Origin of the sequence: Streptomyces sp. LUP47B (assembly GCF_001746295.1) — a bacterium.
In the GTDB taxonomy this organism is placed as follows: Bacteria; Actinomycetota; Actinomycetes; order Streptomycetales; family Streptomycetaceae; genus Streptomyces.
Genome location: NZ_MJAH01000007.1, coordinates 134426 through 158007 on the forward strand (window position 1 = coordinate 134426; position 23582 = coordinate 158007).

Genomic DNA, 23582 nt, shown 5'->3' on the forward strand with positions numbered 1-23582 from the left:
ACTGCTTCCCGCCCCCGGGAGGCACGGTGCTTCCCGTCGCCGGAGCCGTCAGGCGCCCCGGTGCGCGGGTCCTGATCCATCACCTTCCGCAACCGCCGCCCGCATCCGTTGCTCCTCGCGAGTGGATCCGACATCCCGTTCCAGGGGTGTGCGGCTCACGGCCGTCGCGAGGTCCTCCAGGGCCCGCTTCTGCAGTTCCGCCCCGCGCCGTAGCACCGGGCTCCGGTCCTCGGCGGCGCCCTCCCACGCGTGGAGCGCCTCCTCCACGCGCCCCCAATCCGGATTCCTGTGCTCGCGTACGTCGACTGCCGCCTGCGCGGTGTCTGCCTCGAGGGCCTCCGCGAGCCGCTCCGCATCGGGGGCGAAACGGCTGTCGCCGTGCGGGACGTGGCTCTCCATGACCATCGCCGCCCGGTCGAACCCCTTGAGCGCCTCCTCCGCCTCCTCCGCCTCACGCGACGTCAGGCCCCTGGGGCGGACCGGTTCCTGCCTTGCCTGGTCATAGGCCTCCTGCCAGGCGGCACGTGCCTCCCTGCTCGCCAGCAGGGCCCTGCGCATGTCGGCGCGACGTTCCCGGGTCGGTTCGGCGTAGCTGCGGAGCACTGCGGCCCCGTAGCGGCCGTTGGCGGCGAGCCAGTCCGCCAGCCGGCTCGGCAGCCGGGGGGTCTCCCATGCCGGGAACACCACGTACGCCAGCATCGCCAGAGCCCCGCCGAGCAGGGTGAGCACCACCCGCTCCGGGACCGTCTGGTCCCATGCCTGGCCGCCCATGCCGAGCAGGAAGACGACGTACGCGGCGGTGAAGCACTGGGAGTAGGCGTAGCCGGTACGGATCAGTGTGTACGACAGGCCCGCCGAGACCACGGCCAGCGCGCCGAACACATGGGCGTCCGGGCCCAGGGCTCGCACCATGCCGGTGGCGACGGCGACCCCCGCCAGGGTCCCGGCGAGACGGGCCACCGCACGCGCGTAGGTGCGGTGGAAGTCCGGCCTCATCACCATCACCGAGGCGATGGGCGCCCAGTAGCCGTGGTCCACCGGTAGCCGGGAAGCGATCAGATAGCCGAGCGTGGCCACCGCCGCCAGGCGGACGGCATGCCGGAACACGGGCGAGTCCTGGCGGAGTTCAGGGCGGACCGCCCGGACGACGACCGGGAGCAGACGGAACATGGTCGGGCGCACCAGGAACTGGGCGCTTGGGGGTCCGGGCGGCGTAGGCGCCTTGTCGCGCGCCCCGCCGCACCCGGCGATCTCCAACGCCTCGCAGAGCAGTTCCACGAGCCGCTCGGCGGCCTGCCGCGCGGGCCCCTCCAGCACCTCGTGCTCCTCGTCGACGTGCAGGACTTCCGCGGTCCTGGCCGACACCTCGGTGGGGGTACCGCGTCGGACCGTACGGGCGGCCGCGTCCAGGACGTCGGCGGGCGCGGCGAGCAACTCCCGTGCGCGGTCCCTCCCGGGTCCCTCCGCCGGGGCGCCGACGTCGGGGTCGGCGAGCGCGGCGACGACCGGCGCGATGCGCTCGGCGAGGCCCCGGGGACCGTGAAGGACGGGGGGACGGGTGCGGGCCTGTGAGGGCGTCACGGCAGCCGCGTCCCGGGCTGTCATCAACGGCTCCGGTTCGAACGGGGCGGTGGGGTCGTGCCGTAGCCGGCGGGCGTAGTCCGCGACGGCGGCCAGGGCGTCGGCGAGCGCGTCACGATGCGCCCCCCACCGGCGGACCGGGAACAGCAGGATCAGCACGGCCTGCGCCACGCCTCCGAGCGCGATGACCCCGGCGTGTTCCAGGGCTCGCCCGACGCTGGTGGGCAGGGTGATGGTCACCAGCATGCTGCCGACCGTCGTCGTCGCGACGATCCCTGCGGTCGATCCGAGGGCCCACGCCATCCCTGCGGCAAAGGCCCATACGGCCAGCAGTGGGAGGAACGTCACGAGTCGCCCCGCCGCCAGGTAGCCCACGAAGGTGCTGAGTGCGAGGCCCGCGCCCGCGGCGAGCGCGATCACCTTGCGCGGACGCCAGGTGCGCTGGAAGGTGGCCCCACCCGCGGAGTAGGCACCGAGGGCGGCGGAAGCGGCGTACGCGGGGGAGGCCAGCCACAGCGCCGAGCCGACGACGATCGCCACCCCAGCAGCCGTGCGCAGCGCGAGCAGGGGCTCCAGCCGCGTCTCCTCGATCGTGAGCCCTGATCGCACGACCTCCCCGAAGGCCCGCAGCCACCTCACGGATGTGAGCCTAGCCGGAACGCCCTGCCAGGTCGCGTCGAGCGCGACGCCGCCTCCTGACGGCGCCGCGCTCGGCGGACGCGCCCCGGGCGGACCTTCACCCGCGAGCCGGCACCGTCGCGCAGGGCGATCGATGACCGCACCTCAGCGCCGCCCGGTCAGCTCAGCTGCTGGGGCTCTACGTCGGCCTCGGGGCCGATCCGGGATGGCCGCCGGAGCACATCGCCCGCCCGTGGTGAGCGGCGATGCCGCACGCGCGTCCGGGGCCATGTGCGCTGATAGGGCTCACTTCGAGAGCTGGTCACCGTGGTCGTCCTGGAGCGTGCGACGACGTTCCTGTTCGCGCTTGGAGTAGGCGGCTGCCCGGATCGCCTCATCGCTTTCCAAACCTGATCCCAGCGCGCCGCCGACGGTGGCGACCGAAGCGACGAACCAGGCCAACGTCCAGTACTCGTCGGCGTGCAGCGGGGTTCGTGTCATGGAAGCGAACACTCGGTCGTTGAGGATGAACAGCGCCCACACCAAGTTGATGACCAACAAGCCCACGTAGCAGACGAGCACCCCGATACCCACGGTCATGACCGTCGAGGCGTTGTAGAGAGCCGTCCTCTTCCTCGCCTCCGGCGAGCGCTCCGCTGACCGATGCCACAGCTCCGCGTCCACGATCAGCCAGCCGATCATGATCGCGACAGACCCGACCATGGCGATCACAAGACGTGGCGTACTCAGGGACGCGGCCAGGCTCCAGACCGTGGAGTTCACAGTGGCGACTGCTCCCGTGGCGAGCGCGGCCGCCAGGGCTTTCGACAGGCCCGGTACCAACCGCCACGGCCGGTTGGCGCGAACCATCCCGACGAGCACCCTCAGGTAACCGCGCGGCCCGGTGGCGACGTACCGAAGATCGGTGGTCTCCTCCTCATCGACCCGGCCCCGATGGATAGGCGCGAGACGACCGACGAAGGGCCTCAGCGGCTGGCTTCCCGGAACTCCCTCAGCCCCACTGGCCCGCGGGCCTGCCAAGCTGAGCACGGTTTCTTCCACGGCCCGCCGGGCCCTCGTCCGCAGGCGCAAGCCTCCCAGCGACGGAAGGGACAGCAGCGCCAAGCCGTGTTCGTGACTGAGATCCACCACGAGCTTGCGCCCGTGTGAGTGCAGCGGAAGGTCGGTGAGGGCCACGATGATGTCCCAGTTCTCCGCACTTGCGCGGTCCCTCATCCGGCGCATCAAGGTGGGCAGGTCCTCCGTCCCTGAGGTGAAGGGCTCACTGATCACCTCGACGTCGAACCGTCGCCCCTCTCCGGCCTTTTCGGCGAGCCGATCAGGAAGTGTCCGGGCCATGTGCTGCGCGATTTCCGTCGGCGTGTCCGGATCCGCCAGGAGAGCCACGACCGTAACCCCCTGAGACGACTCCCGCATGACTGGACCCTCCTCGCCGCCTGCCCACGCGATCGCAAGTGCCCAGGATGCCCCCGAGGTAACGTCGGCGCCGCGTGACACGCTGGCCTCCGCCGGCAGGTGCAGGCGGTACGGCAGGTCTCCTCGGCTTCCCAGCACAGGCCCGCTCCCACCACCGGGCCACGATCGCGTGAGTCACCGCGAACACCCGCTCCGCCTCGGCACGCACCGCACGCCGCCACCGGCCACGCCGCTCCGGTGTGAGGCCCGGGAGCGGGAGTCGGTGTTCACCCCGCTGTCCCTCCGCACGCCCGTCAGACTCCCCGGGCAGTCGGACGACTGGGCCTGGCAGAGCAATACGGGGAAGCCAATTGGGCCCGGCATGCGCATGCGTTCGCGCGCCCCCGTCGCCCAGGCTGGTGAGGAAGCCCAGGGGGCCGGGACCACCCGGCGCCCGCAGCCGGAGGTTACCGCCATGCCCGTGATGTCCATCGCCAGGTTCGAAAGGTTCTTCCGCGCGGCCGCGGGCCTGGACGTCCACAAGAACGATCTCAAGCGCTACAACGACTTCGTCGACGCCAAGCTCTACGATCTGCTGACCGTCGCCCAGGCCACCGCCAAAGCCAATGGGCGCGACGTCATCCAAACCTCTGATCTACCGATCACCAAGGGCCTGCAGGAGAGCATCCACCGCTTCCGGAAGATCGACCAGGAAGTAGAACTCAAGCCGATCCTGGAACAGCTCGCCACCCACCCCGCTCTGGACCGCACACCCGACGAGGAGACCGAGGCGACCTATCCGGACATCATCGGCGGGCTCAGCCTGGCCCTTGCCCAGAGTTTCAAGATCCTCCACCCCGACCTGAAGAACCCCCAGACCCAGCACTGGGATGAGGCCCGAGCCGTCTTCGACCTCCTGCTGTGAGTGGCGACCGGACCAGGACGCGGCCATAGCACCCACGCTGATCAGCCCACATCTCGGTGTCAGGTGGCTCGGACTGTCGACCTGGCGGGGATCATCGAAGACATGGACAGGAACATGTCCGTCGAGTCCGGGGAGCGGGCGCTGGAGGAACTGGTCGGAGCAGCCCAGTTGGCGTCGCCTGCGGAACTGCCCGTGGTCCTGAACCGGTACACCGAGGCCATGGGTCTGGGTAGGGCCGCCATCTATCTGGTCGACATACAGCAAAGAGTGCTGGTGCAGTTTGTCGACGGTGAGCCGGAACTGGAGCTCGACGCTTCGCCGGCCGGATGGGCTTACCGCACCGGCTCTCTCCGGGTGGAAGGAGGCCGCTCCGGCGGAGTGAACGTATGGCTGCCCCTGGCCGACGGAGCGGAGCGGCTGGGCGTCGTGGAGCTGAACATGAGCACTCTGGACGGGCTCAAGCTGCGGCGCTGTCGAACAACCGCACTGCTCCTCGCGCTGATCATCACGTCCAAGCGCAGCTACAGCGACACCATCGCGCAGCGCATGCGTACCAGGCCGATGCACCTGCCCACGGAGATGGTGAGGGCCTTCCTCCCTCCCCGCTCGATCGGCACCGGGCGGGTCGTTTCGACGGCGGTTCTGCAGCCCGCGTACGAACTGGGCGGCGATGCTTTCGACCATGTGCTCACCGAGGACGTGCTGCACGCCACCATCCTTGACGGCATGGGGCACGATCTGGCGTCCGGACTTGCCACCTCCGTCGCCATGGCAGGCTGCCGCAACGCCCGGCGCAGCGGGGCTGACCTGAACGAACTCGCGGGCACCGTGGACGAGGCGCTGGCCAAGTGGCTTCCGGAGCAGTTCTGCACAGGTGTCCTCACTCAGTTGCGCATGCCCACCGGTGTGCCGCGCTGGTGCAACTGCGGCCACCCGCCTCCGTTGCTCATCCGTCGCCACCGCCTGCTCCACAAGGCCTTGGAGCGGCCACCTGAGCCTCCTTTGGGGCTGCCCGCCAGTCTCGCCGGGACCGCCCGTCAGGTGCACGACGTCAGCCTCGAACCCGGTGACCGCATACTGCTCTACTCGGACGGTGTCGTGGAGTCACGCGACGAGGCAGGTGAAGAGTTCGGACTGGAGCGCTTCACCGACTACATCATCCGGTCGACCGCAGCGGGGCAGAGCGCCCCGGAAGTGCTGCGCCTGCTCATCCATGCCATCCGCGAGCATCGGCACGACACACTCAGCAACGACGCCACGATTTTGATGTTCGAGTGGCAGCCCCCGGATCCGTTACCGCACCATCCGTGGCTCAGTCCGCGAGGTCGGCCTTGCCGAACAGGACCGCGTAACTGGAGGGGAGTTGGCTGATGATCTGGTTCAGTTCTCCGCCGGTGACAGCGTCGGCGACGGTGGTCAGGACCGCGCTGGCGTCCCACTGCGCCGTACGCGGCCGGGCGTCGGTGCGCTCGGCGACCCGGCGGTAGAACTCTTCGATCCCGAAGCTCTGCGCCCGCTGCGGCGTGGCCTGCTCCAGAACTTGTCCCAGCGGGCCGGGCATCTGGGAAGCGAGGTCTTTGACCTCTCCCGGGCTGATCCGTTGGGCCAGCACTTCCAGCACGGCGTTGGTGACGTGCGCGGCCTCGTCCTGGTCGTTGTATTCACCCAGCTCGCGTACACGGGCGAGGAATCCGTCGTATTTCATCGCTGCCTTCCTTCTGCTCCGGTCACTGCTGGTCATGAGGCTCGCCCAGTGCGCCATCGGGTCGGCCGGCTCTGTTCGCCGCCGCGTAGCTGCCGCTCACCAGACCCTTGGACCGGACCCCCGCACGGACTCACGCAGGGCCGCGGAAGGGCCCGGGGCCCCAGGAATCGCCCGCCCGCAGCCTGTTCGAGGCGTTGTCGGGCCATGGCGGACGTACGGCTTGCCGTGCCCGCGGTGCCCGCCTCCTCAGCAGTGAGCCGGCCGGGCGGTGTGCCTCCAGGGACTGTTGTTCGGTCGAAGCCGGTACGGAGCCGGCCCGGCCGCGGTTCCGGACGTGTGTCCGGGACCACGGCGTTCCGGGCTCAGCCCTCGCTGTCGGTGCTTTCGCTCTTCTCGCTGATCTCGATGTGCCGGGGCTTTGCGACCTCGGCCTTGGGGACGGTGATGTTCAGCACCCCGTCCGAGATCCGCGCATTGACCCTTTCGGTGTCGACCTCTCCGGGCAGTCGCAGCCGGTACTCGAAGGATCCGGTGCGGCGGGTGCTCCGGCGCAGGACGCCCTTGCGTTCCTTCTCCTTGATATCTCCGGTGACCACCAGCTCCTGGCCGTTCGCTTCGACGTTGATGTCCTTTTTCTTGACGCCGGGGAGTTCGATCTCGACGTGGAAGGCGTCGTCGGACTCCGTGACATCCGCCAGGGGTGTCCACGCGACTGCGGGCGCCGCGCCTCCCACCGTGGATTCCATCAGCCCGCTCATCTCGGCGAGCAGTTGGTCGAACTCCGTCAGCGGATTGCGGGCCCAGCCAACGGGCCTGTCCTGCATTGGGCCACCTCGGTGGCGCCGTACGGGCGTGGCCATGGCCATCGCCTCCTTCTCCTTCTCGTGATCTCGTCGCCCGCTGGGCGTCATGCGAGCCAAGCGGACTGTTTCGGACGTGCGTGCGGGGAGGTGTCGGTGTTGCCGGGCACGGCCGTGTGGCCCAGGTAGCGGTGCACGAAGTGGACGCTCATCGCGCCTTCGCCGACCGCGGAGGCCACGCGCTTCACCGAGCCGCTGCGGAGGTCGCCTGCGGCGAAGACGCCGGGCAGGCTGGTCTCCAACGTGAGGCAGTCGCGGCCCTGGCTCTGCCACAGTTCGGGAACGGAACAGGCCTGTGCCTCCGCGCCGGTGAGCACGAAGCCACGCGCGTCGAGGGCGAGCACGCCGGACAGCCAGTCGGTGTGCGGGTCGGCGCCGGTGAAGACGAACAGGGCCCGCACCTCGAGGTGGCGGTGCTCCCCCGTACGGTGGTCGACCACGGTGACCGCCTCGAGCGTTTTGTCGCCGAGTGCCTCGGTCACCTCGGTGCGCAGCTGCACGCGCACTCGGGGGTGGCGCTCGATCTGGTCGATCAGGTAGCGGGACATGTGCGCCTCGAGGCTCGGCCCGCGGACGAGCAGATTCACCTGCGGTGCGTACCCGGCCAGGAAGAGCACCGCCTGGCCCGCGGAGTTGCCGCCGCCGACCACCGCCACCGGGTCGGTACGGCACTGCTGGGCCTCGTAGACGGTCGCCGAGTAGTGGACGCTCGAGCCCTCCAACGGCTCGATGCCGGGCACACGGAGGCGGCGGTAGCGGGCGCCGGTGGCCAGGACGACAGCACGGGCGGTGACCTCACTGCCGTCGGCGAACCCGACCGCGTAGTGGTCGTCCCGCCGTTCGAGCCGGGCCGCCTCCACAGGGACGCTGATCCGGGCGCCGAACTTTTCCGCCTGGAGCACGGCGCGCTCGGTGAGTTCGGCGCCGGAGATACCGGAAGGGAAGCCGAAGCAGTTGTCAATGCGGGAGGACGTCCCGGCCTGGCCGCCGGTGGCCAGCGACTCGACCACGGTCGTACCGAGGCCCTCCGAGGCAGCGTTCACCGCAGCGGCGAGACCGGCCGGACCGGAGCCGACGATCAGGAGATCGCCGCGGCCGTTGCCCGACTCCAGGGCCGGCAGGCCGATGAGCCGGGCCAGTTCGGCGTTGCTCGGATTGCGCAGCAGGGTCGTGTCCCGCCAGATCACCAGCGGCGTCTGCTCCGGACCGACACCGAAGCGACGCAGCAGTGCCTCCGCCTCCTGGTCCGTCTCCAGATCGATCCAGCGGTGCGGCAGCCGGTTGCGGGCTGCGAACTCGCGCAGCCGCCGGGTGTCGGGCGAGTAGCGCGAGCCGATGATGCGGAACCCTGCGCCCTGCCCGACGAGCAGGGCACGGCGGCCCAGGCAGGCGCGCAGCACCACATCACCGAGGGTGGAGTCCCGGGTCACCAGGTCACGCAACTGGTCCATGGACAGGGCGAGGATCTCGCCGGGGTCCCTGACCACGGCGGTGTAGAAGGCCACCTGTCCGTTCAGGAGGCCGAGTTCGCCGATGAAGCGGCCAGGGCCGTGCACACGCAGCAGGCGTTCGTCGGGCGTGCCGTAGTCCTCGACGATGGCGATCGAACCGCTGAGGACGACGTAGAACACCTCGCACCGCTCACCCTCCCGGATCAGCACGTCACCGGCGTCGACCGCGCGCCGCCGACCGTGCTGCTCCAGGCGGTCGACCTGATCGTCCGTCAGGCGGGGATAGGCGCCGTGGAGGTCAGGAGTCTCGAAGGGGACGCTCTCCTGCGTCTCGTCCTGCTCCGGCGCCGCGCCGGGCTGCGTCTCGTCGCCGGGCATCACACGAACGCCTCGTGGACGTAGCACCACCGCCAGTCCTCGCCGGGCTGGAACGACTGCACGATCGGATGGGCGTCGGCAGCTGCGTGCTTACGCGCGTGCTTGTTCGGTGAGGAGTCGCAGCAGCCGACGTGGCCGCAGGTCAGGCAGAGCCTGAGGTGGACCCATGGGGAGCCGAGCCGCAGACACTCCTGACACCCTTCTGGGGTCAGCGGCTGGACCGGCCGGACAAGCGCGAGGTGGGGGTCTGCGTGCAGGGTCATGTGGATCACCCTTCCCGGGCCGCGATCGACTGTTCCACCCACCGCCGCAAGGCAGGGGCGGGTGCGGCACCCGCCTGCCGGGCGATGGTCTGTCCTTTGTCGAGGACCAGCAGCGTCGGTACCGCCTGGACCTCGAACCGCTGCGCCAGGCGCGGGTTCTTGTCGATGTCCACCTTGACCAGCTTGATCGTCCCTGCCAGATCGGTGGCGACCTGCTCCAGCGCGGGGCTGACCATGCGGCAGGGGCCGCACCAGGTGGCCCACAGGTCGACGACGACTGGCACGGTGGCCTGCTCGACGACCTCGGTGAAGTCGTCGTCGCCCGCGTCGGCCATCCACGGCAGCGGCTGCTTGCAGTTGCCGCACGTGGGGCGGCCCTCGGCGGCCACCGGGACGCGGTTGGTGCGCCCGCAGTGCGGGCAGGTGACGTTGGTGCCTTGCACGGTATTCATGCCGCCATTGCTCCCTTCGCGTCCTCGGGCTGGTCGTAGGTGACCACCAGTTCTCCGTGCTCGGCGTCGACGCGGACCTTCGCGCCGTCCTGGACGTCGCCGCGCAGCAGGGCACGCCCGACGAGTGTCTCGACCTCGTGGGAGATGTAACGCCGCAGCGGCCGGGCCCCGTACACCGGGTCGTAGCCCTGGTGGGCGATCAACTCACGGGCCGCGTCGGTGAGTTCGACGCCGATGCGGCGTTCGGCGAGGCGGCGGCGCAGTTCGTCGAACTGCAGCTCCACGATCCGCTCGATCTGCCGCTCACCGAGCGGCTTGAACAGCACGATGTCGTCGACGCGGTTGAGGAACTCCGGGCGGAAGTGCCCGCGCAGCTCGCCCATCACCAGGGCGCGGGCGTCCGGCTTGATCTCGCCGTCGGCGGTGGCGCCGTCGAGCAGGTACTGGGAGCCGATGTTGGACGTCATGATGATCACGGTGTTGCGGAAGTCGACGGTGCGGCCCTGGGAGTCGGTGATGCGGCCGTCGTCGAGGACCTGCAGCAGGGTGTTGAAGACATCGGTGTGTGCCTTCTCGATCTCGTCGAACAGGACGACCGAGTACGGCTTGCGGCGTACGGCCTCGGTGAGTTGGCCACCTTCCTCGTAGCCGACGTATCCGGGCGGTGCGCCCATGAGCCGGCTGACGGTGTGCCGCTCCTGGTACTCACTCATGTCGAGGCGGACCATGTTCTCCTCGGAGTCGAACAGGGCCCGGGCGAGGGTCTTGGCCAGCTCGGTCTTCCCGACGCCGGTGGGGCCGAGGAAGATGAACGAGCCGATGGGGCGGCGCGGGTCGCGGATGCCGGAGCGGGCGCGGATGATGGCGTCGGCGACGAGCTTGACGGCCTCGTCCTGGCCGATGACGCGCTCGCGCAGGATCTCGTCGAGGCGCAGCAGCTTCTCGCGTTCGCCCTCCTGGAGGCGGGCGACGGGGATGCCGGTCCAGGCGGCGACGATCTCGGCGATCTCCTCCTCGGTGACGACCTCGCGCAGCAGCCGGTTCTGCCCTTGTTTGGCGGCCAGTTGCTCCTCCTCGGCCTTCAGCCGGCGCTCCAGGTCCTGCAGGCGGCCGTAGCGGAGTTCGGCGGCGCGGTTGAGGTCGTAGGCACGTTCGGCCTCCTCCGCCTCGTGGCGGACCTGCTCCAGTTCCTGGCGCAGTTCCTGCACGCGGCGGATGGCCTGCCGTTCGGCCTCCCACTGGGCGTGTTTGGCGTCGGCCTCGCCGCGCAGGTCGGCAAGTTCCTTGCGCAGCTCTTCCAGACGGGACTTGCTGGCCGGGTCGTTCTCCTTGGACAGGGCCGCTTCCTCGATCTCCAGGCGGGTGACGCGGCGGGTGATCTCGTCGAGTTCGGCGGGCATGGAGTCGATCTCGGTACGCAGCCGGGCGCAGGCCTCGTCGACGAGGTCGATGGCCTTGTCGGGCAGGAACCGGTCGGTGATGTAGCGGTGGGAGAGCGTCGCCGCCGCGACCAGCGAGGTGTCCTGGATCTTGACGCCGTGGAAGACCTCGAGGCGTTCGCGCAGGCCACGCAGGATGGAGATGGTGTCCTCCACGCTGGGTTCGTCGACCACGACCTGCTGGAAGCGGCGTTCGAGGGCGGCGTCCTTCTCGATGTGCTTGCGGTACTCGTCGAGGGTGGTCGCGCCGATCATGTGCAGTTCGCCGCGGGCGAGCATCGGCTTGAGCATGTTGCCCGCGTCCATGGCCCCTTCGGCGGCGCCCGCACCGACGACGGTGTGCAGTTCGTCGACGAAGAGCAGGATGCCCCCCTGGGCGGCCTTGACCTCGGACAGCACGGCCTTGAGGCGCTCTTCGAACTCGCCGCGGTACTTGGCGCCGGCGACCAGGGAGCCCATGTCGAGGGCGAACACCACCTTGTCGCGCAGGCCCTCGGGCACGTCGCCGCGGACGATGCGCTGGGCGAGTCCCTCGACGATGGCGGTCTTGCCGACGCCGGGATCGCCGATCAGGACGGGGTTGTTCTTGGACTTGCGGCTGAGGATCTGGGTGACACGGCGGATCTCGGCGTCCCGGCCGATGACCGGGTCCAGCCGCCCGGACCGGGCCTCGAGGACCAGGTCGCGGCCGTACTTCTCCAGGGCCTCGTAGGCCACCTCGGGGTTGGCGGAGGTCACCCTCTGATTGCCGCGGATCCTGGTGAGCGCGCTCAGGAACGAATCCCGGGTCACGCCGTGCTCCTTCAGCAGGCGCCCGGCGGCGGTCGCCGAGCCCTCCTCCGCCAGGGCCAGCAGCAGGTGCTCCACGGACACGTACTCGTCCTTGAGGCGTTTGGCCTCCCGCTCGGCCGCGTCCAGCAGCCGGGCCAGGCGCTGGGTGACGAAGACCTGGCCCGGCGCCGCGCCCGGGCCGGTCACCTTGGGCCGACGGGAGAGTTCCTCGCGTACGGCCGTACGCAACTCCTCGGGCTCGGTGCCCGCCTGCTGCAGCAGCCGAGGGATCAGGCCCTCGTCCTGGTCGAGGAGGGCGAGCAGCAGATGCTCGCCGTCGACCTCGGTGTGGCCCAGGCTGCCGGCGGCGCTCTGCGCCTCCTGCAGGGCTTCCTGTGACTTCTGGGTCAGGCGGTTCATGTCCATGGTGGTAGATCACTCCTCATGCCTGCACGCCGCAGCGCGGCTTCGAGCAGACTGATGCGGTCGAGCAGGTCGAGCACCAGACCGAGGGATGCGTAGTTCAGGCACAGCCCGGTGCGCAACCGCTGGACGCGGGCCAGGGCGGCCGGGGCCGTGGGGTCGAACACCAGCCGCCCGGAGGCGTCAGGGCCGGCGTCCACCAGTCCGAGGGCGACGAACCGACGGATCAGATCGGGATGGAGGCCCGAGCGGCGGGCCACGGTCTCCAGCGAGAGCAAGGGCACGGGCACGATCGCGTACCGCGCGCCCACCTCGTGCGTGCGTGCGTGGGAAGGGCGGGCCTCGGCCGGTCGGTCGCTCATCACGTCCTCCTGGGGTCGAACGAGGAGACAGCGGCAAGTTCCTCCATCAGCTCGCGCTCCCGGTCGCTCAGCCGGGGCGGCACCATGATCCGCAGCTCCGCGTACAGGTCTCCGTTCGCGTCGCGCGGGCCCGGCATGCCCTCGCCGCGCAGCCGCAGACGCCGTCCGCTGGAGGACCCGGCGGGCACGGTCACCTTCGCCGTGGCACCGCTCGGCGTGGGCACCGGCACGGTCGCGCCCAGCGCGGCCTCCCAGGGGGTGACCGGAAGCTGCACGTACACGTCCCGGCCCTCGAGGCGGAACTGGGGGTGCGGCTGGATCCGCACCCGGAGATACAGATCCCCCGCGGGACCGTCGCCGCTGCCGCGGCCGCCCTCGCCCGCCAGCCGGATGCGTCGGCCGTCGGTGACGCCGGGCGGTACGTCCACCTCGTAGCGCCGCTGACCGTCGGGCCCGGCGAGGGTGACGGTGCGGCGGCCTCCGCGGTAGGCCTCCTCGACGGTGAGCGGCAGTTCGGCCTCCTGGTCGGCTCCGGGGACGCGCATCCGTCCGGCGCCCCCGAAGAACGAGCCGAACAGGTCCTCGACGTCGACGCCCTCGGCGCCGAAGCCGCTGGTGGCGTACCGGGCCCGGGGTCCGCCCCCGGTGGACCACCGGAAGCCGCTGCCGGCTCCCGCGCCGGCGCCGGCGCCGACCCGTTCCTCCCAGTCCTCCGGGACTTTCCGGAAGTCCTCGCCGAAGCGGTCGTAGCGGGTCCGCTGCTCGGGATCCGACAGGACGCTGAAGGCCTCGTTGATCTCCTTGAACCGCTCCTCCGCCTGCGGGTCCTTGTTGACGTCGGGGTGGTACTTGCGGGCCAGGGAGCGATAAGCCCTCTGGATCTCGTCCCGGTCGGCGGTGCGCGGAACGCCGAGCACCTCGTAGAAGTCGCGTGCCATGGCCGCTCACTCCCGCTTGGCGACGGTCACGGCGGCAGGCCGCAGCTGCCGCTCGGCCTCCCCGTAACCGGGTCGCAGCACCTGGACCACGGTGTTCGGATCGGCGCCGGGTTCCTGGACCACGCCGACGACCTCGTGCCGGGCCGGGTCGAACGGCACGCCGCTCTCCGCCTGACGCGGGTAGCCGAGCCGCTCCAGGACGTTCACGGCCTGGTCACGCACGGCCCGGACACCTTCGACGATCGCACCGGGGTCGGCGGCCGCGTGGTTCAGGGCGAGTTCCAGGTTGTCGATGACGGGCAGGAAGGCCGCGGCCGTACGGGCACGTTCGGCCGCGGCCTGTCCGTTCAGCTCCCTGGCATGGCGTTTGCGCAGGTTGTCGAGGTCGGCCAGGGCGCGGCGCCAGCGGTCCTCGGCCTCGCGCAACGCCGCCGAGGACTCGTCGTCGGCTGCGGCGGTGCCGGTTGCGGCGTCGGGCCCCGGCTCGGCCTGTTCGGTCGGCTGTCCGGGCTGGGCAAGGTCCCCGCGCGGCGGCTGTACGGCGCCTTCCGGCGGCGGGTCGGGCTCTGGGCCCCGGGGTGGAATGGACATTGCGGGCACCTCAGCCCTTGTCGAACTCGGCGTCGATCACATCGTCGTCGCCCCCGGCGCCGCCCGGCGCGGCTCCTCCGCCGGGACCGGATCCGTCCGGTGAGCCGGCGCCCGCCGGACCGCCCGCGGCAGCTCCCGCCTGGTGGGCCGCGAGCGCCGCGAAGACCTGCTGGAGTTCGGACGTCAGCGGTCGGGCCTTGTCCGCCCCGACCTCGTTCTTGACCGCGTCCCGGGCCTCCGCCACCAGCATCTCGGCGCGGGCCTTCTCGTGCGCGGGCGCGGCGTCGCCGAGCTCACCGAGGCGCTTTTCGACCTGGTAGGCGATGGCGTCCAGTTCGTTGCGGGCGTCGACCGCCTCGCGCAGGGCCTGGTCCTCGCCGCGGTTGCGCTCGGCCTCCTGGACCATCCGCTCGACCTCGGTGCGGTCGAGGTTGGAGCTCTCGCTGATGGTGATGCCCTGCTCCTTGCCGGTGTCCTTGTCCCGCGCGGTGACATTCAGGATGCCGTTGGCGTCGATGTCGAAGATGACCTCGATCTGCGGCTCACCGCGCGGCGCGGGGCGGATGTCGGTGAGCTGGAAGCGACCCAGGACCCGGTTGTCGGCGGCCCTCTCCCGCTCGCCCTGCAGGACGACGACGTCGACGGCGGGCTGGTTGTCCTCGGCGGTGGAGAAGGTCTCGGAGCGGCGCACCGGGATCGTGGTGTTCCGCTCGATGATCTTCGTCATCACACCGCCGCGTGTCTCCACGCCCAGCGACAGCGGGGTGACATCGAGGAGCAGGACGTCCTTGACCTCGCCCTTGAGGACCCCGGCCTGGATCGCGGCGCCCATCGCCACGACCTCGTCGGGGTTGACGCTCATGTTGGGTTCCTTGCCGCCGGTCAGCCTCCGCACCAGGGCCTGGACGGCGGGGATGCGGGTGGAGCCGCCGACGAGGATGACCTCGTCGATGTCGTTGTCACTGACCTTGGCATCGCCCATGGCCTGCCGCACCGGGCCCAGACAGCGCTCCACCAGGTCGCTGGTGATCTGCTCGAACGTGGATCGCATGATCGTCGTGGTCAGATGCTTGGGCCCGGAGGCGTCGGCGGTGATGAACGGCAGGCTGACCTGCGTCTGGGTCACCGAACTGAGCTCAGTCTTGGCCTTCTCGGCCGCCTCGAACAGACGTTGCAGCGCCTGCGGGTCCTGGCGCAGGTCGATACCGTTCTCCTTCTGGAAGCCGTCGGCCAGCTGGTCGACCAGCCGGCGGTCGAAGTCGTCACCGCCCAGATGGCTGTCACCCGCCGTGGACCGTACCTCCACCACGCCGTCGCCGACGTCGAGGATGCTGACGTCGAAGGTTCCGCCGCCCAGGTCGAACACGAGCACCGTCTCGTGCTCCTTCTTGTCCATGCCGTAGGCGAGGGCGGCCGCGGTCGGCTCGTTGATGATCCGCAGCACCTCCAGGCCGGCGATGCGTCCGGCGTCCTTGGTGGCGGTGCGCTGGGCGTCGTTGAAGTAGGCGGGTACGGTGATGACCGCCTCCGTGACCCGCTCTCCCAGCTGCTTGGAGGCGTCGTCGGCGAGCTTGCGCAGCACCTGCGCGCTGATCTCCTCCGGCGCGTAGAGCTTGTCGCGCACCTTGAAGCGGGCTGCCCCGCCGTCTCCTTCGACCACGTCGTACGCGACGGCCCTGGCCTCTTCGGAGATCTCGTCGAAGTGCCGGCCGATGAAGCGCTTGGCCGAGTAGATGGTGCCCTTGGGGTTGAGGATCGCCTGCCGTCGGGCCAGCTGGCCCACCAGGCGCTCGCCGGTGTCGGTGAAGGCCACCACGGACGGCGTCGTGCGGTTGCCCTCGCTGTTGGGTATGACCGTCGGCTCGCCGCCCTCCCAGACGGCGATCACCGAGTTCGTGGTGCCCAGGTCGATGCCTACTGCTTTGGCCATGAGGAACTCCTTCCGCGACGGGCGCCCCCGTTTCCGCTCGGAGCCGCGCCCGTCGTCCGCAATCGCTCAAGTGACGGCGGGGCCGCTCCGCGGGCGGCTGGCCTTCCATGCCCCGCTGCTGGTACCGGTACCGGATGTCCCGCTGGGCAGCTCGGCCAGCAGCCGCACCGCCTCGTCGGCGACCGCGTCGTCGGCGACGACGTCGTACCGGCCGGGCTGCATGAAGCTCACCGAGGCGAAGTCCCGGCGGCCACGCTGGGCCGCGTGCACCAGCAGGCCGAGCAGCGCGCCGACGAGTGCTCCGAAAACCAGCCCGTACAAGGCGAGGAGCAGCCCCGACACGACCGGGTCCAGCCAGTTCAGCAGCCCGAAGATCCATCCGATCAGTGCGCCGGGCAGGGCGCCGCTCGCCGCGCCGTGCAGGGCGGCCCCGCCAAGTCCCATGCGGCCGGTCACCTGCTCGACCAGGCGCACGTCCTGCCCGACGATGGCCACCCTCTCGACGGGAAAACCCCGATCGGACAGGTGATCGACGCCGCGTTCCGCTTCCTGGTAGGTCGGGTACGAGGCGATGGTCCTACGAGCCTGCTCGTTCATCAGCCAGTCCTTTCCGCCACGGTCGCCGATGCGTCGGCGATCCCTGACGAGCCCAGCGTGGCAACACAGCAGCGCGCTCCGCCTGCACCCGGCAGGTCAGAAATCGGCGTACTCGGTCGGTCCATGAGAACAAGGCAAATATCCAGACAAGCCGGATGGCATCGCCGAGGCCGGGTACTCAGGGTTCGCCCAGGCATGGATCCCACGATTCGCTTGATCGCCTCCGATGACCAGAGAACGGAGTGATCTATGGCCTGCCGTCCGTCACAGAGGCTGTCTCCTCATGTCCCCGACCAGGACGTGACCCGCCACCCGGGCGACACCGCGGGCACCGAACGGCACGACGCCCGTCCGCTCGCGGCGCTGGACCCCCACGGGCTGCTGGTGCTGTCCCACGCCCTGTTCACCTGCGCGGAACAGAGGGAGATCGTGCGGTTGGCCATGCGGCAGGTCAGTGTCCTTGGCCCCTACCGCGCCGAGGTCGGATACCTCGCAACGGATGACGGCTTGTCCCGCGTTGCAGGCCACGACGCGGAAGCGTCAACGATCGACGACGCACAGATGACGGAGCTGGGCGAGGCCGACGGCTCCGTATCCCTTCCGGAGCGGCCCTGGACCTGGGCGTTCGGCCTGCGCGGGGCCGGCGGTCTGCTGGGCTACATCGTCGTCTCCTCCCACTGCGGGCCCGATGAGCAGGGACACTTCCTCCTCTCGAGCCTCGTGGGACTCACATCGGCGGCCCTGTCACTGGCGGCCACGGGCGCCTCGCAACACGAGAGCGCCGGCGAACTGAGCCGGCTCCGCACCGAACGGGACACCGCACTGCGGCGCCTGGACACCATGCGCTCCAAGCTGCGCTTGCAGAGGACCGTGCACGAGACTCTCGCCCGTGTCGCCTCCCGAGGTGGGGGCGAGCACGCCATCACCCAAGCGCTGTACGAGCTCACGGGGTTGTCGGCGCTCGTCGAGGACCGGTTCGGCAATCTGAGGTGCTGGGCCGGTCCCAACCGGCCCGAGCCCTATCCGGTGCGGTCCTCGACCCATCAGGAGGAGATGCTGCGGCAGGTCACGCGCGAGGCGGGCCCGGTCAGGTTCAAGGACCGGCTGATCGCCCTGGCCCGGCCGCGCGGTGACCTCCTTGGCGTACTAGCCCTCCAGGACCCCGGGGCGACGGCCGACGAGCACACCATGTTCGCCTTGGATCACGCCCAGCGCTCGCTCGCCCAGGAGCTCATGCACATGCGCGAGCTCACCGAGGTCGAGCTGCGGCTGCGCCGCCAGTTGATCGACGACCTGCTGGAGGGCACCGACGAGACAAGCGCCTACGCCCGGGCCGAAGCCGTCGGCCACGACCTGCAACGTACCCATTACGTGGTGGTGGTGCACTGGCCGGGCAACGGCGCCGACGACTCCTTCACCCGTGCCGTCGAACAGGCGACAGCCACCACGGCGACCCGTCCGCTGATCACCCGTCGCGGCGACCGGGTGGTCCTGCTGACCGAAGCGAGGCCCGACGACGACGCCGTGCACGCGGCGCTGGCCCATGAGCTGGGGACGCCCGAGGGAGCGATCGGGGTGAGCACCCGCTGCGACTCCCCGGACAGCGTTCCGCGCTGCTACCAGGAGGCACTGAGAGCCCTGAAGGTGCGGCAGAACTCCCGCCAGCGCAGCGGAACCACCTTCTTCGAAGACCTCGGGCTGTACCGGATCCTGGGGCCCGGCAACGATCTCCGGGAACTTGAGGGCTTCGTGCGAGAGTGGCTCGGCCCCCTGATCGACTACGACGCACGGCACGACACGGAGCTGGTGGAGACGCTCTCGCGCTACTTCGACTGCGGAGGCAACTACGACGATGCGGCCGCCGCGCTGATGGTGCACCGCAGCACCCTGCGCTACCGGCTGCAGCGCATCCGTGAGATCAGCGACCGCGACCTGGCGGATGTGGACACCCGGCTCAATCTGCAAGTGGCTACGCGGGTCTGGAAGATCATCCTGAGTGGGCGGCGCTGAATTGGTGCCCACACTGTTGGTGCCCAGCGTCTGCGGCGGCAGACAGGGACCATCAGGGCGATCCTGAACAGGGCCGGTGCGGCGGCCTGTTGTGGCCGGGCTCAGCCATGAGGGACGACGGCGACCGGGCAGCGCCCGTGATGGATGGCAGCGTGGGTCACGTGGCCCAGATGGGGTGTCATGTCATGCCGGTGTGTGCGCCGGCCGACGACGAGCAGCGCGGCGCCCTCGGCAGCGTGTACGACGGCCTTCGCGGGAGTCTCGAGCCGGATGGCGTGGGCCGCGTCCACCTGCGGGTACTTCTCGCGCCAGCGGTGGATGGCCTTGCTCAGCTCCTGCTGTGCGTCCCGTGTCATCTCTTCGGTGACGGCGTGGTCCACGCCCCAGGGCACGCGCGCGTGCAGCGGCACGCTCCGGCCGTGCACGGCCAGCAGCGGAACCTCTCTGACCGCGGCGGTGTGGAAGGCGAAGTCGAGCAGTTCGTCGCTGGATCCGTGGAGTTTCAATGCCACGACCACACGGCTCGCCGGCGTCGGCTCCAGGGTCCCGTATCCGGTGCGGACGAGAACCACCGGCCGCTCCGTCCGGGCCACGACCGGCATGCTGACGTCACCCAGGAAGTAGCTTCCCACGGAGTCCAGCCCCCGTGAGCCGAGCACGATCAGCTCGGATTCCGACCCCGCCTGGAGCAGAGCCTTCCGTGCGTCGTCGGCCACCAGGCTCCCGATGATGGTCAGACCCGGGTGACTGGATTCCAGTTCCGCGCGCGCGGTGTGGACGAAGCGCTTCGCCCAGTAGTTCTGATCGACTTCCGCGGGGACGCGGGCCGGTTCCGGCGCCAGCAGTGGCCACGCGTGCAGGAGGCGCAGCGCGAGTTTGCGTTTGTCGGCCTCGTCGGCGGCCCAGCGGGCGGCGGCGAGGCTCTCGGGTGAGCCGTCAAGGCCCACGGTGATGACTGGCTGCATGGCGGCGGCCTCCGTCTCGTACGAAACTGGATACGACGGTGGGTGACGGTGAACGAGTCCGATGGCGTACATGCTCCGGACGTCGCCGACATGCCGAGCGCGATGCTTCTCTACTACGAGGAGTACCCCAATATCCTCCCCGGCGCATGTGGGGCCGTAGAGGGGAGGGAGGGCAGGCACGTTGCACCCGCCACGAGAGGAGACGGGTGCGGTGGCGATTCCCTTGGTGGTCGGCATCGACGGATCCGAATCGAGCTTGGAGGCGGTGGACTTGGCCGCCGTCGAGCCGGCCCGGCACGAGAAGCGAAGGTATCGCGATGCCCGGGCGAGTCCCCAGGTGCCCGGCGCGCCGAGCGTTGCTGGACGCGGCGTCGGCTGACCTGCTGGTCGTCGGCGCACGCAGGAGACAGGGGCACCCGGACCGGCGGGGCCGCAGCCTGCGGGGCTGGATCCCCTTGGCTACCGGTGGACGGGGACCGAAAGCCGGCCCGACAGGGATCTTCGGCCCTGTGCCCCGATCCCGCTGCCGTTCGAGGTGGAACAGGTGGCGGGCGACGGCCGGCGAATTGTCGGAAGGCGGGTCATGAGCACACAAGGTTCGCCGTACACACCCGGTCCGCCGCCGAGGCGCGGCGATCACGCGGCCAAGCGCGGGAACTCCCTGAGGCGTACGTCCGACACGTTCGAGTGCTGGATGCGCCGTGTCCTGATGGTCATTCTCGTCCTCGGGCTGCCGGCAGCCGCCGTCAGCGCGGGACTGACAGCGTACGAAGCGTCGATGCACACGGTGCGGACCCAGACAGCGGAACGGCACCAGGTCACCGCCCGGTTGACGTCGACCGCCGGGGGTGGCGACTGGGCAAAGCGACCGGCGCCGGTTCGCTGGACCGACATCGACGGTGTCGTGCGGACGGGAACAGCCTTGGTGAAGCCGGGAACGCCCAAGGGCTCCACCGTACGTGTGTGGGTGACCCGCGACGGTAAGGTCGCCCGTCCGCCGGCGACCACGTTCAACGCGAAGACCAGTGGCTGGCTGGTGGGCGGCATGGCGGCGTTCGGTGTGGGCGCCGGATCCTACGCGGTCGGGGCGGGCGTGCGCCTACTCCTCGACCGGAGAAGGTACGCGCAATGGGACGCCGAATGGGGTCTGGTGGAACCCCGGTGGTCTGCGCGTTTCCGTCCTTGACGGGTCTGTACGAAGTCGATGGCCATGTCCTACCGGGGCGTCCAGGTGGCGTCGGGGCTCGCGTCGGCACTGCTGGAGGTGTCCGTACCGCTTCGGCGGGCGCGGTTGGCAGAGACATATGTAATCAACCAACTCAGCCATCAGACGACGATCGCTGCGAAGGCCTTGCGCTGCCGACGTTCCACGCCACCCATCTCGTGGTCCGCGAGAGCACGGCCCCGCCGAAGGGCTGAGCCCCGCCCGAGAGGCAGCTACCTCAGGGCGAGGGCGTCCCGTCGTCGGCGGTGACGAAGATTCTTACGTCCCAGGCGCCCAGGCGCAGTGCTGTTCCGGCGCGTACTGAGGTGCCGTCGAGCACGTCGGAGAGTGCTGTCGGTGCCGTGACCTGTGTGGGGTCCCAGCTCCAGTTGTGGACGACGTGCACGCGGCGGCCGTCGGGGGAGTTCCCGGTGGTGGCCGTGACCGACGGCGGCAGGTTCTGCCAGTCGCTGCTCGGGGCGGGCGCCAGCCAGGCGGCGAGCGCCCTGGCGAGGTCGCGGCCGGGAACCGTGCCGACGCAGGTGACCCGGCCCGTGCCGTGGCGGCGGGTGGTGACGGCCGGCCAACGGCCGAAGTGCGGGTGGTCGTACGCTGCGAGCACGTCGGCGTCCAGGACGGTGAGTCCGTCGACCCAGCGCGTGGCTGTCGCCTGCTCCGGCAGCTCCAGTGGGCTGCCGGGCACCGCGCGCAGCGGGACGTCCCGCATCAGGTTGCTGAACTCCTCGTACTGGACCCCGGCGGCCGTGGTGAGCCGTCCCGGTGCCGGCTCCTGGCGGGCCCGTGCCTCGTGGTCGGCGTAGCCGGTCCGCGGTCCGAGGACCAGGTGGCCGCCCGCGTGGGCGTAGGCCGCGAGCCAGTCCAGTGTGTCGTCGTCGGTCACGTACAGCGCCGGGACGACGAGGACGGGATGGTGGCGCACGGCCTCCTCGGGGCTCGGACCGGGGACTTCGCCGCGCGGGTCGTGCAGCTGGCGGGCGTGCGCGACGCGGATCTGGCGGCCCGCCTCGAAGGCGCCGCGGTAGAAGGGATCGAAGATGCCGTGGTAGGCGGCCGGATCCGGTTCGCCGTTCCGGTTCGCCAGGGGTGGGTACTTCTGCATGAGCCACTTGCTCGGCGTCGAGTACACCATGGTGATGTCGGCATCCGGCTCGATGCCGGCGACCAGTGGGCCCGCGGTTTCGAACTCGCCTCCCAGTCGGGCCAGTTCGTCGTAGACGCGGCCCGGCCTGCCGCTGTGCGGGAGGATGCCGCCCACGTAGGTCTCGGTCCCGAAGTGCAGGGTGTGCCAGTGCCAGTACTCGATCATCCGGGCCCCGCGTGCCACCAGCATCCATGCGGCCTGCCGCCACTGGCCGTCGTAGGCGGGGCGGTTGTCCCAGGGGCCGCTGATGGTGGCCGCGTTGGTCTCGGTGACCAGGAACGGGGCCTGGCGGGAGGAGTACATCCGGTCCGCGATCTGGGAGATCGACCAGGGGCCGGTGGTCTTGTTGTGCTCGGTCTCGCGCTCGTCGGGCAGCAGCAGGGCGTCCTGCATGGCGTAGTACGGGTTGCCCGCGGCGATGTCCAGGACCGCGTTGAGTTCGTGGTCCTCCACCCCCGGGCGGGGATAGGAGACGCAGGTGGTGACGAACTGCTCGGGGAGGGCGTACTCGCGGGTGATGCCCGCCTGCCAGGCGATGAACTCGGTGGTCTGCCTGGCCTGGAACTCCCGCCAGGCGACGTCGTACTGCGGCTGGGTGTTGCCGTCCGGCGCCCACAGGTCGGCCCAGGTGGTCAGGCGGTGCGACCAGTAGACCAGACCCCACTCCCGGTTGAGGGTCTCGACGTCGCCGTACTTGTGGCGCAGGTGGTCGGTGAAGCGCTGGAAGACACCATGGTTGTGGAAGAGCTCCAGGCCGGGCTCGTTGTCCACCTGGAAGCCGATGACCGCGGGGTGGCGGGCGTAACGGTCGAGGATGCGGCGAATGACGCGTTCGGCATGGAAGAGGAAGGCGGGGTGGGTGTAGTCGACCTCCTGACGGGCTCCCCAGCCGATGCGCTGACCGGTGGCCCGTTCGCCGCAGATCTCCGGGTACTGCCGGGCCAGCCACGGCGGGACCGCGTAGGTCGGTGTGCCCAGGATGACGGAGATCCCGCGTTCCCGGGCGCCGTCGAGGACGGGCTGAAGCCAGTCGAGGTCGAACGTTCCGTTCTCCGGCTCCCAGGTCGACCAGACCGACTCGCCGACCCGGATGACGGTGAAGTGCGCCTCGGCCATCAGGTCGAGATCGGTCTTGAGCTGCTCCTCGGCCTGTTCGGTGCCGTAGGGCGGCCGGTACTCGTGGTAGTACGCGGCGCCGAAGAGAACGCGGGCGGGCAGGTCCGCCATGAAGTGGGCCTCCTGAAGAAAGAGTTGGGTGTGCGGGGCGGCGGGAGTTTGTCAGCGTGTCGGCGGCCTGGGAGTCGTTCCCCAACATGAGGGGGAGGCCGGTGCCCGGGCGTAGGTGATGCCGGGGAACATGTACTTCGCGCCTTTGGTGGGGCCGGGTGATCCCAGGCCGCCCCAGTTGGCCGAGACGCAGTCGGCGGGACGGGTGCGGACCCCGTCCTGTGGGGCGGTCTGGGGCGCGGGCAGTTCCTTGATATCGACCCGCGCTCGGTTCGCCTGCGGGGTGTCGGCGACCGTGGGCGTCCGGGCGGCGA

At 70.2% G+C, this 23582-nt stretch carries 19 protein-coding genes and 1 pseudogene; 5 read left to right on the forward strand and 15 right to left on the reverse strand.

Annotated elements, in window-relative coordinates:
- Positions 1-48: 48 nt before the first annotated feature.
- Positions 49-2220: an FUSC family protein gene (locus BFN33_RS23005; RefSeq protein WP_069762008.1), complete on the reverse strand. Its 2172-nt coding sequence runs from the start codon at positions 2218-2220 to the stop codon at positions 49-51.
- 285 nt (positions 2221-2505) lie between these two features.
- The gene (locus BFN33_RS23010; protein ID WP_176742449.1) at positions 2506-3636 is read right to left on the reverse strand and encodes a hypothetical protein; all 1131 of its coding nucleotides are present in this window, start codon (positions 3634-3636) and stop codon (positions 2506-2508) included.
- A 454-nt stretch (positions 3637-4090) separates the two neighbouring features.
- Here BFN33_RS23010 and BFN33_RS23015 point away from each other — a divergent pair, with 454 nt between their 5' ends.
- Positions 4091-4540, forward strand: coding sequence for a DUF1931 family protein (locus BFN33_RS23015; protein ID WP_069762009.1), 450 nt, complete (start codon positions 4091-4093; stop codon positions 4538-4540).
- Positions 4541-4642: 102 nt separating this feature from the next.
- Positions 4643-5911 carry a PP2C family protein-serine/threonine phosphatase gene (locus BFN33_RS23020; protein WP_088245386.1) on the forward strand — a complete coding sequence of 423 codons (1269 nt, stop codon included), beginning with the start codon at positions 4643-4645 and terminating at the stop codon, positions 5909-5911.
- On the opposite strand, the gene BFN33_RS23025 is transcribed toward BFN33_RS23020, so the two are convergent.
- The 11 genes from BFN33_RS23025 to BFN33_RS23075 form a co-directional block, all read right to left on the reverse strand.
- Positions 5853-6245 carry a DUF2267 domain-containing protein gene (locus BFN33_RS23025; RefSeq protein WP_069762010.1) on the reverse strand — a complete coding sequence of 131 codons (393 nt, stop codon included), beginning with the start codon at positions 6243-6245 and terminating at the stop codon, positions 5853-5855. The two genes, BFN33_RS23020 and BFN33_RS23025, sit on opposite strands and share 59 nt — an antisense overlap.
- Positions 6246-6607: 362 nt before the next feature.
- The gene (locus BFN33_RS23030) at positions 6608-7069 is read right to left on the reverse strand and encodes an Hsp20/alpha crystallin family protein (protein ID WP_256122839.1); all 462 of its coding nucleotides are present in this window, start codon (positions 7067-7069) and stop codon (positions 6608-6610) included.
- 83 nt (positions 7070-7152) lie between these two features.
- Positions 7153-8934: an FAD-dependent oxidoreductase gene (locus BFN33_RS23035; protein ID WP_069762011.1), complete on the reverse strand. Its 1782-nt coding sequence runs from the start codon at positions 8932-8934 to the stop codon at positions 7153-7155.
- Positions 8934-9197: a UBP-type zinc finger domain-containing protein gene (locus BFN33_RS23040; protein WP_069762257.1), complete on the reverse strand. Its 264-nt coding sequence runs from the start codon at positions 9195-9197 to the stop codon at positions 8934-8936. Before BFN33_RS23040 ends, BFN33_RS23035 begins: the two co-directional genes overlap by 1 nt.
- A 5-nt stretch (positions 9198-9202) precedes the next feature.
- Positions 9203-9649 carry a thioredoxin gene (gene trxA, locus BFN33_RS23045; protein WP_069762012.1) on the reverse strand — a complete coding sequence of 149 codons (447 nt, stop codon included), beginning with the start codon at positions 9647-9649 and terminating at the stop codon, positions 9203-9205.
- Complete coding sequence (gene clpB, locus BFN33_RS23050; protein WP_069762013.1) at positions 9646-12285, reverse strand: ATP-dependent chaperone ClpB; 2640 nt, start codon at positions 12283-12285, stop codon at positions 9646-9648. Before clpB ends, trxA begins: the two co-directional genes overlap by 4 nt.
- A complete protein-coding gene (locus tag BFN33_RS23055; protein WP_176742450.1) occupies positions 12276-12644 on the reverse strand; it encodes a chaperone modulator CbpM in 369 nt (122 codons plus the stop codon). The genes clpB and BFN33_RS23055 overlap by 10 nt, the downstream gene beginning before the upstream one ends.
- Positions 12644-13582, reverse strand: a complete 939-nt coding sequence (locus BFN33_RS23060) for a DnaJ C-terminal domain-containing protein (protein WP_069762014.1) — start codon at positions 13580-13582, stop codon at positions 12644-12646. The genes BFN33_RS23055 and BFN33_RS23060 overlap by 1 nt, the downstream gene beginning before the upstream one ends.
- Before the next feature lie 6 nt (positions 13583-13588).
- Positions 13589-14173: a nucleotide exchange factor GrpE gene (locus BFN33_RS23065; protein ID WP_069762015.1), complete on the reverse strand. Its 585-nt coding sequence runs from the start codon at positions 14171-14173 to the stop codon at positions 13589-13591.
- A 10-nt stretch (positions 14174-14183) separates the two neighbouring features.
- Positions 14184-16103: a molecular chaperone DnaK gene (dnaK, locus tag BFN33_RS23070; RefSeq protein ID WP_069762016.1), complete on the reverse strand. Its 1920-nt coding sequence runs from the start codon at positions 16101-16103 to the stop codon at positions 14184-14186.
- A gap of 66 nt (positions 16104-16169) precedes the next feature.
- The gene (locus BFN33_RS23075; RefSeq protein WP_069762017.1) at positions 16170-16700 is read right to left on the reverse strand and encodes a general stress protein; all 531 of its coding nucleotides are present in this window, start codon (positions 16698-16700) and stop codon (positions 16170-16172) included.
- A gap of 300 nt (positions 16701-17000) precedes the next feature.
- Between BFN33_RS23075 and BFN33_RS23080 the strand changes: the two genes are divergently transcribed.
- On the forward strand, positions 17001-18710 hold the full coding sequence (locus tag BFN33_RS23080; RefSeq protein ID WP_176742451.1) for a CdaR family transcriptional regulator: 1710 nt from the start codon (positions 17001-17003) through the stop codon (positions 18708-18710).
- Positions 18711-18811: 101 nt separating this feature from the next.
- Here the strand turns inward: BFN33_RS23080 and BFN33_RS23085 are convergent, their stop codons facing one another.
- Positions 18812-19675, reverse strand: a complete 864-nt coding sequence (locus BFN33_RS23085; RefSeq protein WP_069762018.1) for a universal stress protein — start codon at positions 19673-19675, stop codon at positions 18812-18814.
- A 211-nt stretch (positions 19676-19886) separates the two neighbouring features.
- On the opposite strand from BFN33_RS23085, the pseudogene BFN33_RS52035 reads away from it, so the two are divergent.
- A pseudogene (locus BFN33_RS52035) lies at positions 19887-19973 on the forward strand (universal stress protein); the annotation flags it as partial.
- Positions 19974-20258: 285 nt separating this feature from the next.
- Positions 20259-20861, forward strand: a complete 603-nt coding sequence (locus tag BFN33_RS23090; protein WP_069762019.1) for a hypothetical protein — start codon at positions 20259-20261, stop codon at positions 20859-20861.
- 256 nt (positions 20862-21117) lie between these two features.
- Here BFN33_RS23090 and BFN33_RS23095 read toward each other — a convergent pair whose 3' ends face one another.
- Positions 21118-23268 carry a beta-galactosidase gene (locus BFN33_RS23095; protein ID WP_069762020.1) on the reverse strand — a complete coding sequence of 717 codons (2151 nt, stop codon included), beginning with the start codon at positions 23266-23268 and terminating at the stop codon, positions 21118-21120.
- Positions 23269-23582: the final 314 nt, after the last annotated feature.

Excerpts from the sequence above, each read along its gene's own strand:
- BFN33_RS23010 (WP_176742449.1), bottom strand. The coding sequence starts at position 3,636 with ATGCGGGAGTCGTCTCAGGGGGTTACGGTCGTGGCTCTCCTGGCGGAT.
- BFN33_RS23015 (WP_069762009.1), top strand. The coding sequence starts at position 4,091 with ATGCCCGTGATGTCCATCGCCAGGTTCGAAAGGTTCTTCCGCGCGGCC.
- BFN33_RS23020 (WP_088245386.1), top strand. The coding sequence starts at position 4,643 with ATGGACAGGAACATGTCCGTCGAGTCCGGGGAGCGGGCGCTGGAGGAA.
- BFN33_RS23025 (WP_069762010.1), bottom strand. The coding sequence starts at position 6,245 with ATGAAATACGACGGATTCCTCGCCCGTGTACGCGAGCTGGGTGAATAC.
- BFN33_RS23030 (WP_256122839.1), bottom strand. The coding sequence starts at position 7,069 with ATGCAGGACAGGCCCGTTGGCTGGGCCCGCAATCCGCTGACGGAGTTC.
- BFN33_RS23035 (WP_069762011.1), bottom strand. The coding sequence starts at position 8,934 with ATGCCCGGCGACGAGACGCAGCCCGGCGCGGCGCCGGAGCAGGACGAG.
- BFN33_RS23040 (WP_069762257.1), bottom strand. The coding sequence starts at position 9,197 with ATGACCCTGCACGCAGACCCCCACCTCGCGCTTGTCCGGCCGGTCCAG.
- trxA (WP_069762012.1), bottom strand. The coding sequence starts at position 9,649 with ATGAATACCGTGCAAGGCACCAACGTCACCTGCCCGCACTGCGGGCGC.
- clpB (WP_069762013.1), bottom strand. The coding sequence starts at position 12,285 with ATGGACATGAACCGCCTGACCCAGAAGTCACAGGAAGCCCTGCAGGAG.
- BFN33_RS23055 (WP_176742450.1), bottom strand. The coding sequence starts at position 12,644 with ATGAGCGACCGACCGGCCGAGGCCCGCCCTTCCCACGCACGCACGCAC.
- BFN33_RS23060 (WP_069762014.1), bottom strand. The coding sequence starts at position 13,582 with ATGGCACGCGACTTCTACGAGGTGCTCGGCGTTCCGCGCACCGCCGAC.
- BFN33_RS23065 (WP_069762015.1), bottom strand. The coding sequence starts at position 14,173 with ATGTCCATTCCACCCCGGGGCCCAGAGCCCGACCCGCCGCCGGAAGGC.
- dnaK (WP_069762016.1), bottom strand. The coding sequence starts at position 16,103 with ATGGCCAAAGCAGTAGGCATCGACCTGGGCACCACGAACTCGGTGATC.
- BFN33_RS23075 (WP_069762017.1), bottom strand. The coding sequence starts at position 16,700 with ATGAACGAGCAGGCTCGTAGGACCATCGCCTCGTACCCGACCTACCAG.
- BFN33_RS23085 (WP_069762018.1), bottom strand. The coding sequence starts at position 19,675 with ATGCAGCCAGTCATCACCGTGGGCCTTGACGGCTCACCCGAGAGCCTC.
- BFN33_RS23090 (WP_069762019.1), top strand. The coding sequence starts at position 20,259 with ATGAGCACACAAGGTTCGCCGTACACACCCGGTCCGCCGCCGAGGCGC.
- BFN33_RS23095 (WP_069762020.1), bottom strand. The coding sequence starts at position 23,268 with ATGGCGGACCTGCCCGCCCGCGTTCTCTTCGGCGCCGCGTACTACCAC.